This window comes from Stenotrophomonas sp. STEN083 (assembly GCF_056759195.1).
In genome coordinates this window covers 1-12,645 of the sequence record NZ_JBRRCU010000096.1, presented here as the reverse complement: position 1 = coordinate 12,645, position 12,645 = coordinate 1, and the positions used below count along the sequence as shown (strand labels likewise).

The following is a 12,645-nucleotide window of genomic DNA, read 5'->3' as shown; positions in this document are numbered from 1 at the left end:
CGACCCACCGACGCAGATCTGCGGTCCGGCCACGCCGCTAGGGGGGGCTAATGGATTGGGGGCTGCGCGGCTGACGCCGCTCCTACAAAGGCCTGCCGCTCTCCAGTGGGCGATTGCAAGCTGATGTTGAAGCGGCGGTGAGCCGGTGCATTGGGCGTGGAGCTTTGTGGGAGCGGCGTCAGCCGCGACGCCACTGCAGCATGGTCTCGCGAAAGACCCGGGCTTCGGCCACGGCAATGCGCCAATGACTGCGGATGGAGCGGCGGCTTCGCGGCTGACGCCGCTCCTACAACCGTGCCATCCGCAGTGCTGCTCAGCGCTCCTTGCGCCAGTTCACCGAGCCGCGGTTTTCGACCGTGGACGATTCCACTTCGATGTCGAAACCGCGGCGCAGCAGGTACTTCAAGGTCAGCACCGAGCCGCTGCCAACCAGTGAGACGCCGTAGCCGATGTAGAGCTTGGGCGTGATGTATTTGCCCACGCCGATCACTGAGCCACCCAGCGCGCGCGACTGGCTGACGCCTGCATCGTCCAGGCCCAGCTTGGCACCCACCTGCGCGGCGAGCAGGCCGGTACCGGCGGACAGTGCTGCCGAGGCCGCGTTGACCTGCTGTGCCTGGTCGCTGCTGGCCATGCTCAAGCTGCGGCCCAGCACCAGATAGGCCAGCGATTCGGATTGCGACATCGCCGGGTCCGACCACACGTCCACCTTGGGCTGCTGCGCGCGGCCAGTGACGTGGATACCGGCAGTGACATCACCGATCGCACGCTCGGCCTTGATGTTGATGCGCGGGTCCGAGACCACGCCGTAGTTCCACAACAACTGGCCGTCGGTGATGGTCAGGTCCTGGCCGTAGGCCTTGTAGCGGCCGCTGACTTCCAGGCCGCCGTTGGCGGTCATCTCGCGGCCCGGACGCGCACGCACCTGCATCTTGCCGGTCAACGCGCCCTTCAAGCCGAAGCCACTCATCTTGACCTTGTCGCCGAGGCTGACGGTCAGGTCCATGTCCAGTGGCGAGGACGGGCCTTCTTCCGGATCGACCGGGTCCAGCACCACGATATCTTCCGATGCCGAGGTGCCGCGGTCCAGGCGCTCAAGATCCAGATCGGCCTCGGGCACATGCACGCTGCCGCGCAGTTCCATCGCGGTGCCGGCCAGGGTGAAGTCCAGATCAGGGTTGGCCACCACCCTCAGTTCGCTGGTATTGGCCAGCAGCACCTTGTCGCCATGAATATGCAGCTGCAGAGGCTGTGCATCGCCGAACCAGGACAGACCACCGTCCACCTGCAGCGTGCCTTCGCCGCCAGTCTTGGTCGATGCGCTGATACGCGCCGAGCCGTCGGGCTGGGCGATGAAGCTGCCCTTGCCCTCGCTCAGGGTCAGACCCAGCGCCGGGAACTCACCGGTGAAGTTGCTGAGCTTGGCTTCGCCACCCAGGGTCGGCTGCGAGCGCGTGCCGCGCAGGCTGACGTGGCCTTCGATCAACCCCTGTGGACGCACCAGATCGGGCGAGAACAACTCCAGCCAGTACAGCCGCGCGATGTTCATGTACAGCTCGCCGGTGAGCGCCGCATTAGGCTCCCAACCGGTCTGCACCTTGGCATCGATGAAGCCATCGCCCTTGAAGCCGACACCGAGATAGCCCTTGATGCTGTTCGGCAGCATGTCGACGTTGAGCGAGAAGTTGTCGTAGCGCACCAGCTCGCCACGGGCGTTGTCGCCGAGGCGGATACCACCCTCGGCCGAGGCTACCTTGAAGGCGCCTTCCCAGGCATTGCCACGCGGACGGATGTTGCCGTCCAGGGTGAGGTCACCGCGCAGGTACATGCGACGGCCTTCGTTGGGCGGCAGCCATGGCTGCACCAACGCCAGCGGCAAGGCATCACCGCGCAGCTGCAGGCCTTCGCGCGGCCAGTTGGCGGCGATGCACAGGGCGCCGCCGGTCTCCGAGCCCAGGCAGGCGTCGGACAGGGTGAAGCTGCTGCCCTGCACATTGAACGCTGCGGCTTGCCGCAGCTGCCATGGCGCGCCCTTGACCGGCGCGATCCGCAGCGAGGCCAGCTCGCCGCGCCATGCCTGTCCCTGCTGGCGCACGCTGCCACTCAACGCCAATGCGCCCATCTCATTGCGGGTATCGGCCTCCAGCTGCAGGTTCTGCACGCTGCCGCGCGCGTTGATGTTGACCTGGTCCAGCAACATGCCGACTTCCACCGCGCTGCCGTGGATCTCCAGCGCACCATTGCTGCCCTGCCACGGCAGGCGGCCATTGATGCTGATCTGCTGCGCCTTCCAGTCGTCCCATTGCAGGCCATTGCCGCGCAGATCAGCGGTGATGTCCGGCTGACTCGGGGTGCCGCGCAACTGCAAGGTACCGGCCAGGCTGCCGGTGCCTCCGGGCAGCAGGTCGGACAGGTGCAGCGGCTGCAGCCGCGCATCCACATCCAGCCGGTCACCGACCTTGCCCTTGGCCTCGATCTGGCTGTCGCCCATCACCAGCCTTACATTGCCTTCGCCTTGAGTGCCCTGCAGCGCGAGCTTGGCGCGTGCATCGACGCGACGGCCGCGCAGCGTGCCGTTGATCTGCGGCACATCCAGCGTGGCTTCGAAGCGCATGTCGCTGCTACCGGCCACCGCCGGCAGCTGCTTGCCCTTGGAGACCAACGAGCCGGAAAGATTGCCTTCCCAACCCGGTGCGAAATAACCGGGATCAAACTTGGACAGCGTCGCATCCACATCCCAGGCCAGCGCCGGTGCCCATGCTGCCGAGCCCTTCAGCTCCAGCGCGCCGCCGGGTGTGGTCGCCTTGAGGTGTTCGATATGCGCCTGCTGGTCGTTGCCACGCACATCGAAATCGAGATTCGCGTCCTGTGCTTCGCGCGCAACGTCGGCTTTACCGACGGCGGCCCAGTTCTTCAGATTGCCAGCCACACCCAGCCGCGCTTCTTTCAGGTGCAGCGGCACCGGCGTGCTGTCCGGCGAACTCGGGTCCGGCTCAGGCGTGTAGGTCAGTTGACTGGCCACCACGGCGAAGCGGAAACCCGGATTCTGTGCATCGCTGAAATCAGCCGTGCCCTGCAGCCGCACGCTGCCGCCGAAGGCTTCGGCAACCAGCGGCGCAACCGTCAATACCTGCTTGTCGATGGCGACATTGGAGGGCGCCAGCACCAACTCGTTTTCACCCTGGCGCACCCGGCCCTGCAGCCGCGCCTGCCCGCCACGTCCACGTGCGGTGAAATCCAATGCCAGCGGCGCCGGTGCCTCGTCCAGGAATTGCGCCGGCACCAACTGACCGATATCCAGCTGCTCGCTCCGCGCGGCCACGTTCCAGACCGGATCGTTGCGGCCGTCAAGAATGAAGCTGACATGCAGCGGCTTGGGCGCGTAGCCGGCCACTGCAACTTCCATATGGGCAAGATTGCCACGCGCGACCAGACCCAGCCGCGCGGCGGGTTGGCCCGGACGCGGCGGCATCAGCGCGCGCACGGTCAGGTCGGTGGCGTAGTCTTCGCGCGGCAAGTAGTGGCCGTCGATGCGGAAATCGCCGAGGTTGCTGTTGACCTTGATCTGGGTAGCGGTGAATTCGCCATCGGCGGCTTCAAGCCCGCCGCGGACTTTGGTGATATCGATGATCGGCTGCTGCAGCTGGGTGATGCGCAGGCCATCGATGACGATGGTGTCGGCCTGCAAGGCCAACGGCAAGTCGATGGCTGGCAATACATCCGGCCAGTTGGGCAGCTCGAACGGCGTATCTTCCGATGGCCCCAGCTCCAGCGTGGCATCGGTGATGCGCAAGGCATCCAGCCGCAGCTTGCGGCCGAGCAAGGGACGGATATCCGGATCCAGATAGGCCTGGCCGGCGGTGAAATGCAGCTCGTTGTAGCGGAAATCCAGGTCGTGCAGGACCAAAGGCCCGGCCAGCGGGCCGTCAGCCTTGCTCCAGGTCAGCGATGAACCAGCGGGCAGGCGCGCCACCACTTGCGCCAGCAGCACCTCACGCCCGGCCACGGTCTGCAGCAGCCAGTACAGCGCGAACAGGCCCAGCAACACCAGCACGGTGATGGTGATGCCACTGCGTACCGCCAGCGTGCGCAGCCGCGCCTTGCGTTTGGCACGCAGCTCGGCGATGCGGGCTTCGCGTTCTTCCGGACTCACCTCGTCGGGACGGCGGCTCACAGGTCAGCTCCGATGTTGAGGTAAAGCTGGAACTGCGAATCCGGGTTGTTCAAGCCATGCGCGATATCAATGCGCACCGGGCCTACCGGCGATTTCCAGCGCACGCCGAAGCCCACGCCGGTATGCAGATCGATGTTGTTGTCGAAGGCGCTGCCGGTATCGACGAACACCGCGCCGCCCCAGGGGCCGCCGCCGAAGTAATGCTCATACTCAACCGAACCGACTGCCAGATTCTTCGCGCCCAGCGCGAATTTGTCCGGTGCAGGGGTGCGCGGACCAACTTCGCGGAAGGCATAACCGCGGATGGAACGGTCACCGCCGGCGAAGTAACGCAGGCTGGGCGGCATCGCGACCAGATCGCTGGTCCAGGTGGTACCGGCCTGCCCGCGCAGGATCAATCGGTCGGCATCACCCACCGGGATGTACCAGCGCACGGTGGCATCGGCCTGGATGAAACTGGTATCCGAACCGGCGCCTTCGATGCCGCCACGCATTGTGGCGTTGCCGCTGATACCGCGACGCGGGAAGCTTTTATCGTCAACGTTGACGTAGTCGGCGGTGAGCTGCGGGTAGACCAGGGTCGAATAGTTGTAGACCGCTGCGTTGAACTGGTCACCGGAGCTGTAGCGCCAGCGTTCGCGCAGTGCATTCATCGAGACGATGGCGGTCAGATTCTCGTTGATTTCGCCGCTACGGCTGGCGATCAGCTTGACGTTGCGCAGGTCGATGTAATCGGTCTGCTCGTCATAGGCGCTGACCGCAAAGCTGTACCAACCGTCCAGCCAGAGGAAGCCCGGCACGCGGTAGCTGGTGATGAAGCTTTTGCGCTTCTGCGCGTAGTCCAGCTGGGTGGTGAGCTTGTGCCCGCGACGATTGACGTAGCGGCGCTCGACGCCGCCGCGCACACCCGCGCCGCTTTCGCTGCCGTAACTCAGACCGGCGGTGTAGATGGTGCGCTTGGCGCGGGTCAGCTTGACGTTGACCGGCACCTCGCCGTTGTCATCGGCCTGCTCCGGATGCGGCTGGATGTCGATGACGCTGAAGTAATCGAGCTTGGTCAGCGACTCGCGCAGGCGATCAAGCTTGCCTTCGTGCCAGTAACTACCTTGTTCCCAGTACACCAGTGGCTCGAACAGGCCGGGGCGGAAGTAATCCTGCTCGAAGGTGATCGGCCCCATGTTGTAGCGGCGGCCGCTATCCCAGGTGAGGAAGATGTCGGCGGCGTTCTCGGCGCGGGTCACTTCGACCTTGCGCTGGGTGAAATCGGCATCGAAGTAACCACGCTCGGCTAGACGCCGGGTGATGGTGATCTTGCTGGCTTCGTAGTTGACCGAATCGAAGACCTCACCGGTCTTGGGGTGGAAGGCCTCGATGTCTTCCTGCAGGTATTTGTCGCGCGAGGCCGGGCCGGTGATGTCCAGCTCCTGGGTGCGGACCTTGACCTGCTCGCCCTTGTCGACCTGGATCAGCACCTGCAGGGTCTCTCCGGTGCGCGGCGCTTCCACGGTGATCTTGGGGTTGTAGAAGCCGAACGGCTCCAGCGCCGTGCGGGTCTGTCGCTCGGCCTGCGACAGCAGGTATTCCAAGCGCGATTCGCCCTGCACCTTGCCGATCGCATCGTAGACCGACAGCGATACTTCGATGTTTTCGATGATTTCGGCATCGTCACCCTTGTCCAGACCCTTGATCTGGACCTTTTCGATGGTGCCGCGGGCATGGGCGAGGGGTGCTGCCGCCAGCGACGCCAGGAACAGAAGGAGCGGGGTGATTCGAGATAGCTGCATGCGCGTCAGCATACCGGTCTGAACATGACCGGCAAAATCACACGGCCCTCATGCCGCCCATCGCTGCCGAGCCATGCTCAACAGAGGCTGTACCGGTAATGCCCAAGCCGAGCAGGGCTCGGCACTACCGGTGCTGTTTGCCGGCTGCACAAAGCAACAGGCCCGCTTGCGCGGGCCTGTTGCGGTCAGGCATCCAAGGCTGATCAGCTGGACAGGTGTTCGATCGCGGCGACGCTGCCAAGGCGGTCGCCCAGCGTGTGCAGCAGCGCCAGCCGGTTACCACGCAGGGCCAGGTCGTCGGCGTTGACCATCACCGCGTCGAAGAACGCGTCCACCTGCGGGCGCAGGCGGGCCAGGCGGCCGAGCACGGCCACGTAGTCCTTGTGCGCCAGCGCGGTGCCGGTGTCGTCGATGGCAGCGGTGACGGCTTCGGCCAGTTCGCTCTCGGCCGGCTCGCGCAGCAGCGCCGGGTCGATCATGGCCGGGATGGCACCGTCGGCCTTGCGCAGGATGTTGCGGATGCGCTTGTTGGCCGCGGCCAGTGCTTCGGCTTCCGGCAGCTGGGCAAAGGTGCCGATGGCATCGATGCGGCGGTCGAAGTCGTACAGCGAGGCCACGCGCAGCTCGGCAACGGCGTTGAAGTGGGTGGCCGGCACGCCCTTGTCGGCGTAATAGCCCTTCAGGCGGTCGATGATGAAGTCGTACAGTTCGCCTGAATCGGCCTGCACCTTGCGCTCGGCAAGGCCCGCATTGGCCGAAGCCAGCAACGCCGGCAGGTCCAGATCAAAACCCGATTCGATGATGCTGCGGGCCAGACCCAAGGCATTACGACGCAGCGCGAACGGGTCCTTGTTGCCGGTCGGCTTCAGACCAGCGGCAAAACCACCGGCCAGCGTGTCCAGGCGCTCGGCAATGGCCAGCACCTTGCCCAGCGGCGACAGGGCGATGTCATCGGCGGCAAAGCGCGGCTGGTAGCTCTCGTCGATGGCCAGCGCCACCGACGGCGATTCGCCACCGGCAACGGCGTAGTGACGGCCGGCGATGCCCTGCAGTTCCGGGAACTCGTTGACCATGCGCGACTGCAGGTCGTTCTTGGCCAGTTCGGCGGCACGCTTGGCCTGCACCGGGTCGGCACCTACCTGCGGCGCGATGATCTGCGCCAATGCGCTGACCCGCTGCACCTTGTCGGCGACGCTGCCCAGCTTGGCCTGGTAGGTGACGGTCTTCAGGCCGTCGCCCATGCCGACCAGACCCTGCTTGAGGTCTTCGTCGAAGAAGAACTTGGCATCGGAGAAGCGCGGACGGATCACGCGCTCGTAGCCCTTGGCCACTTCGGCCACGTCCTTGGATTCGATGTTGGCAATGCCGATGAACTTCTCGGTCAGCTTGCCGCCGCCATCAAGCACCGGGAAGAACTTCTGGTTGATCTCCATCGTTTCGATCAACGCTTCCTGCGGCACGGCCAGGAATTCGCGCTCGAAACTGCACAGCACCGCCGCCGGCCATTCGACCAGGTTGACCACCTGCTCCAGGTTGTCGTCGGTGATGCGGGCGACGCCGCCAGCCTGCGCGGCTGCGGCATTGACCTCGGCGACGATGCGCTCGCGGCGCGCGTCGGCGTCGACCAGCACGTTGGCGGCCTTCAGCGATTCAACATAGTCGGCCGGGTTGCTCAGCCATACCTGCTTGTCGGCCATGAAACGGTGGCCACGGCTGAAGCGGTCGGAGGTCAGGCCCAGCAGCTCGGCCGGCACGATGTCGTTGCCGTGCAGCAGCACCAGCCAATGCACCGGACGGGCGAAGGCGTATTCGTGGCTGCCCCAGCGCATCGGCTTGGGGATGGGCATGGCGGCGATGGCTTCGCGCAGGATCTCCGGCAGCAGGCTGGCGGTCTGTGCGCCCGGCGTTACCGAACGCAGCACGAAACGCTCGCCCTTGGCATCGGTGGTGCGCTCCAGCGCGGTCCAGTCGATGCCGGCCTTGGCGGCAAACCCCTGCAGCGCCTTGGTCGGTTCGCCATTGGCGTCCAGGGCGATGTTCAGGTACGGGCCGAACACTTCCGAATGCTGCTCGGGCTGTTCGGTTTCCACGCCAGGCAACAGCACGGCGAGGCGACGCGGGGTCGACAGCGGCTTGGCATCGCCACGCTCGAAAGCCACGCCACGCTTGGCCAGGCCATCGATCACGCCATCGAAGAAGGCCTGCGCCAGGCCCGGCAGCGCCTTGACCGGCAGCTCTTCCACGCCCAGTTCGATCAGCAGCGGTTTCATCTCACTCATATGACGTCCTTGCGCACCGACAGCAGGTCGCTACGCCCAGTTTGGGGGAATACGGAAACTTCAGGCGCCGGATCGCGGCGCTTTTGCAGGAACAACATCACCAGTCCGGCGACCGGGGCCAGAACCCAACCAAAGATCAGCCAGAGAAGCACACTGCGTCCGGTACCACGTGCCCATGCTGCGAGCCCGATACCGGCCAGGAAATTCACATAACCGACGCTGGCAAGTCCTTCGACCCCAGCCAGGCTCACGAGATCTGTTCCTTCGCTGCCACGGCTTCGAGGCGCTTGGCCTCGTACAGCTTGGCCACCGCCTGGGCCAGCGCGCGCACGCGCAGGATGTAACGCTGGCGCTCGGTCACCGAGATGGCGCGGCGCGCATCGAGCAGGTTGAACGAATGCGAGGCCTTGCAGACCTGTTCATAGGCCGGGAGCGGCAGGCCGGCTTCCACCAGCTTCTGCGCTTCCTTCTCGCAGGCGTCGAAGCGATGGAACATTTCTTCCACGTCGGCGTACTCGAAGTTGTAGGTGCTCTGCTCCACCTCATTCTGCAGGTAGACATCGCCATAGGTGACCGGGGTGCCGTCCGGGCCGTAGGTCCAGATCAGGTCGTAGACGTTGTCGCAGTTCTGCAGGTACATGCAGAGCCGCTCAAGGCCATAGGTGATTTCGCCCAGCACCGGCTTGCACTCCAGGCCGCCGGCCTGCTGGAAGTAGGTGAACTGGGTGACTTCCATGCCGTTGAGCCAGATTTCCCAGCCCAGGCCCCAGGCGCCAAGGGTCGGCGATTCCCAGTTGTCCTCGACGAAGCGCAGGTCGTGCACCAGCGGGTCGATGCCCAGCGCCTTGAGCGAATCCAGGTACAGCTGCTGGATGTTGTCAGGGCTCGGCTTCATCGCCACCTGGTACTGGTAGTAACGCTGCAGGCGGTTGGGGTTTTCGCCGTAGCGGCCATCGGTGGGACGGCGCGAGGGCTGTACGTAGGCGGCATTCCAGCTTTCCGGGCCGATCGAGCGCAGGAAGGTGGCCGGATGGAAGGTGCCGGCACCGACCTCCAGGTCCAGCGGCTGGATCAAGACACAGCCCTGTTTCGCCCAGAAATCATTGAGGGTCTGGATCAGTCCCTGGAAGGTAATCGAAACGGGGGGAGTCGCGGACATGCTGCCTGAGCCGTACGTAAGGGGTGCGTTAGTATAGCGACCGACCGCGCGATGGCCGCGCCAGCAAGGGGTTTGGGGTGGAGAACGCGGCTGTGGAAGGGACTCAGGCACCGTCACCGCAGGTGGCTATCGCCCCGGGAAGACTGCAGTTTTCCAATGTCGCCAGCGCCCTGCTGGCCGATGGGCTGGTGGCCGCACACGACCAGGAGCGGATCCGTTTCTCCGCCCAGGGCGCGCGCAATGCCAGTGAAGTGCACCCGCTGGTGCTGCTGGCCAACCTGAAACTGGCCGCCGCCACCGGGGCCGGCGAGCTCGGCCTGGAACGCCTGACCGAATGGCTGGCCGCACGCACCCAGACCCGCTACCTGCGTATCGACCCGACCCGCGTGGACGTGTCCGGCGCCACCGCGGTGGTCTCGCATGCCTATGCGCGCCGCCACCGCATCCTGCCGCTGGGTCTGGACAGCGAGCGCGTGCTGGTTGCCACCAGCGAGCCGCTGGCACGCGACTGGGTGCCGGACCTGCAGCACCTGACCCGTCGCCGCATCGACATGGTGCTGGTCAACCCGCTCGACCTGCACCGTTATTCGATGGAGTTCTTCGGCGTCACCCGCTCGGTGCGCGGCGCGCGCAGCGACGCCCGTGACAGCAGCAACGGCATTACTCCGCCCAGTTTCGAGCAGTTGGTGGAGCTGGGCAGCGCCGGTGACGTCAACGCCGACGACCACCATGTGGTCAGCATCGTCGACTGGCTGCTGCAATACGCCTATGAACAACGCGCCAGCGACATCCACATGGAGCCGCGCCGCGACAAGGGCCGTGTGCGTTTCCGCATCGACGGTGTGCTGCACAAGGTGTTCGAACTACCCCCATCGGTGATGACCGCGGTGATCAGCCGGGTCAAGGTGCTGGGCCGCATGGATCTGGCCGAGCGCAGACGCCCGCAGGACGGCCGCATCAAAACCCGCTCGCCGGGCGGCCGCGAAGTGGAAATGCGCCTGTCGACCATGCCCACCGCGTTCGGCGAGAAATGCGTGATGCGTATTTTCGACCCGGACTCGGCGTTCAAGAGCATCGAGCAGCTGGGCTTCAGTCCGGAAGAGGCCGCCGGCTGGAATGAACTGGTGGCACGCCCGCACGGCATCGTGCTGGTCACCGGCCCGACCGGCTCGGGCAAGACCACCACCCTGTACTCCACGCTCAAACGCTTGGCCACGCCGGACGTGAATGTGTGCACGGTGGAAGACCCGATCGAAATGATCGCGCCCGAGTTCAACCAGATGCAGGTGCAGACCAACATCGACCTGGACTTCGCCTCGGGCGTGCGCACCCTGCTGCGACAGGACCCGGACATCATCATGATCGGCGAAATCCGCGACCTGGAAACCGCGCAGATGGCGGTGCAGGCCTCGCTGACCGGGCATCTGGTGCTGTCCACCCTGCATACCAACGATGCGCCTTCGGCCATCACCCGCCTGCTCGATCTGGGCGTGCCGCATTACCTGATCGCCTCCACCGTCAACGGCGTGCTGGCGCAGCGGCTGGTGCGTACCCTGTGCCCGCACTGCAAGACGCCGGATACCCTGAGTGACAGCGATTGGGCGCCGCTACGTCATGCCCATGAAGCATTACCAGATGTGGTGACGGCATATGCGCCGGTCGGTTGCCTGGAGTGCCGGCGCACCGGTTACATGGGCCGGATCGGCCTGTATGAGTTGCTACCACTGGGTTCGCGGCTGCGCGCCCTGATCACCCGCGACATGGATCTGGCCGGATTCAGCAAGGCCGCGGCGGCCGACGGACTGCGTACGCTGCGCCGCACCGGGCTTGAAAAGGTGGCCGCAGGGCTGACTACAATCGAGGAAGTCCTGTCAGTACTGCCGCCGCCGGAATGAAGTCCCAGCCGTTCTTGATCGTTGAAACCGGGCAACCGTTCCCGACCCTGCGCCGTTACGGCCGCTTCCCGCACTGGATCCGCGTCGCCGCCGGCTTGGAAGAGGCCGACACCGTGGTGGTCAACGTCGAGCACGGCGAGCAGCTGCCCGAGCGCGGTGATTTCGCCGCCACGATAGTCACTGGTTCGGCTGCCTTCGTCACCGACCGCGCCGACTGGAGCGAGCGCAGCGCCGATTGGCTGCGCGACGCCGCCCACGCCGGCATGCCGCTGCTGGGCATCTGCTACGGCCACCAGCTGCTCGCCCATGCATTGGGCGGGGAAGTGGCCTACAACCCGGCCGGGCGCGAGTCCGGCACCATCCAGCTGGAGCTGGAAGCCCCGGCCTCGGCCGATCCGCTGTTCGCCGGCCTGCCGACCAGCTTCCCGGCCCACGCCACCCACCTGCAGACCGTGCTGCGCGCGCCCGAAGGCGCCACCGTTCTTGCCCGCTCGGTGCAGGACAACTGCCACGCCTTCCGTTGGGGCGAACAGGCCTGGGGCCTACAGTTCCACCCGGAATTCGCCACCCACCATATGCGCGGCTACGTCCGCGCCCGTGCCGACTGCATTGCCCGCCACGGCGGCTGCGCCCGCAGCGTCGCCCGCGAGGTCACCGCCGCGCCACTGGCCCGCCAGCTGCTGCGCCGCTTCGTGCGGCATGTGCGGCGCGAGACGCACTGAGCACAGATGACCGGGCATCCAACCTATGTGGTGCTGGAGCTGCCCGAACCCATCGCGACTGCGGTGCTGGCAATACGCCGTCGATACGATCCTCGCTTGGCCGGGTTCCCGGCCGAGATCACCGTGGCCGGATCCTCCGGTGTGGGGCCGTTGATGGCGGAGCAGACACCGGAACCCGTTCTCGAATGTCTGCAGCGCATCGCCGATACCTGCCTGCCGATCCGCATGCGGTTTGCTGGCTTGCGCCGTTTTGCCAGCGGCCCAGTGACCTGGCTGGCGCCGGCCGATCCAGCCCCCCCTGCTGGCCTTGCACCAGCGGCTGGTGGGCAGCGGCCTTGCGTTCGCACCCCATCGTTTTGAATTCACCCCGCATTGCAGTGTCTGCAGCACTCCGCTGGAGCCCGCCTTGCAACAGCAGCTGTTGACCGAATCGATACCGGCCGAGACCTTCGAGCTGAGTCGATTGGCACTGTATGCGGTGGTGGACGGCTGCCCGCAGTTGCTACATCGGGTCGAGGGCCGTCAGGCACATTGAATCCCGGCAGGGGCAGCCGCGGCTCTGTAGTGGGGGGGCGCGGGGGGGGGCGGGGGGTGGGGGCGCGGCGCGGGCGAGACGTGCGGGGGGGGGGAGC

9 protein-coding genes are annotated in these 12,645 nt (G+C 65.8%); 4 read left to right on the top strand and 5 right to left on the bottom strand.

Features of this window, described 5'->3' with window-relative positions; translation table 11 throughout:
- Window positions 1-313 precede the first annotated feature (313 nt).
- The 5 genes from ACVOK8_RS18470 to glyQ form a co-directional block, all read right to left on the bottom strand.
- Window positions 314-4,126, bottom strand: a complete 3,813-nt coding sequence (locus tag ACVOK8_RS18470; protein WP_481568101.1) for a translocation/assembly module TamB domain-containing protein — start codon at window positions 4,124-4,126, stop codon at window positions 314-316.
- 44 nt (window positions 4,127-4,170) lie between these two features.
- The gene (locus ACVOK8_RS18465) at window positions 4,171-5,970 is read right to left on the bottom strand and encodes an autotransporter assembly complex protein TamA (RefSeq protein ID WP_481568100.1); all 1,800 of its coding nucleotides are present in this window, start codon (window positions 5,968-5,970) and stop codon (window positions 4,171-4,173) included.
- 191 nt (window positions 5,971-6,161) lie between these two features.
- Window positions 6,162-8,237, bottom strand: a complete 2,076-nt coding sequence (gene glyS, locus ACVOK8_RS18460; protein WP_481568099.1) for a glycine--tRNA ligase subunit beta — start codon at window positions 8,235-8,237, stop codon at window positions 6,162-6,164.
- The gene (locus ACVOK8_RS18455) at window positions 8,234-8,488 is read right to left on the bottom strand and encodes a hypothetical protein (RefSeq protein WP_481546929.1); all 255 of its coding nucleotides are present in this window, start codon (window positions 8,486-8,488) and stop codon (window positions 8,234-8,236) included. Before ACVOK8_RS18455 ends, glyS begins: the two co-directional genes overlap by 4 nt.
- Window positions 8,485-9,396, bottom strand: a complete 912-nt coding sequence (glyQ, locus tag ACVOK8_RS18450; protein ID WP_481568098.1) for a glycine--tRNA ligase subunit alpha — start codon at window positions 9,394-9,396, stop codon at window positions 8,485-8,487. The genes ACVOK8_RS18455 and glyQ overlap by 4 nt, the downstream gene beginning before the upstream one ends.
- A 92-nt stretch (window positions 9,397-9,488) precedes the next feature.
- On the opposite strand from glyQ, the gene ACVOK8_RS18445 reads away from it, so the two are divergent.
- From ACVOK8_RS18445 to ACVOK8_RS18430, 4 genes are read left to right on the top strand one after another with little or no spacing between them, the layout of a single operon-like run.
- The gene (locus ACVOK8_RS18445; protein ID WP_481568097.1) at window positions 9,489-11,291 is read left to right on the top strand and encodes a GspE/PulE family protein; all 1,803 of its coding nucleotides are present in this window, start codon (window positions 9,489-9,491) and stop codon (window positions 11,289-11,291) included.
- Window positions 11,288-12,013: a glutamine amidotransferase gene (locus tag ACVOK8_RS18440; protein WP_481568096.1), complete on the top strand. Its 726-nt coding sequence runs from the start codon at window positions 11,288-11,290 to the stop codon at window positions 12,011-12,013. Before ACVOK8_RS18445 ends, ACVOK8_RS18440 begins: the two co-directional genes overlap by 4 nt.
- 6 nt (window positions 12,014-12,019) lie before the next feature.
- Window positions 12,020-12,373 (top strand): hypothetical protein, encoded by a 354-nt coding sequence (locus tag ACVOK8_RS18435; protein WP_481568095.1) that lies wholly within the window; start codon window positions 12,020-12,022, stop codon window positions 12,371-12,373.
- Between the two features lie 46 nt (window positions 12,374-12,419).
- The gene (locus ACVOK8_RS18430; RefSeq protein WP_481568094.1) at window positions 12,420-12,548 is read left to right on the top strand and encodes a hypothetical protein; all 129 of its coding nucleotides are present in this window, start codon (window positions 12,420-12,422) and stop codon (window positions 12,546-12,548) included.
- The last annotated feature ends 97 nt before the right edge of the window (window positions 12,549-12,645 follow it).

What these genes read in the sequence shown, in the direction of transcription:
- ACVOK8_RS18465 (WP_481568100.1), bottom strand. Translation starts at nt 5,970, where the DNA reads ATGCTGACGCGCATGCAGCTATCTCGAATCACCCCGCTCCTTCTGTTC.
- glyS (WP_481568099.1), bottom strand. Translation starts at nt 8,237, where the DNA reads ATGAGTGAGATGAAACCGCTGCTGATCGAACTGGGCGTGGAAGAGCTG.
- glyQ (WP_481568098.1), bottom strand. Translation starts at nt 9,396, where the DNA reads ATGTCCGCGACTCCCCCCGTTTCGATTACCTTCCAGGGACTGATCCAG.
- ACVOK8_RS18440 (WP_481568096.1), top strand. Translation starts at nt 11,288, where the DNA reads ATGAAGTCCCAGCCGTTCTTGATCGTTGAAACCGGGCAACCGTTCCCG.
- ACVOK8_RS18435 (WP_481568095.1), top strand. Translation starts at nt 12,020, where the DNA reads ATGACCGGGCATCCAACCTATGTGGTGCTGGAGCTGCCCGAACCCATC.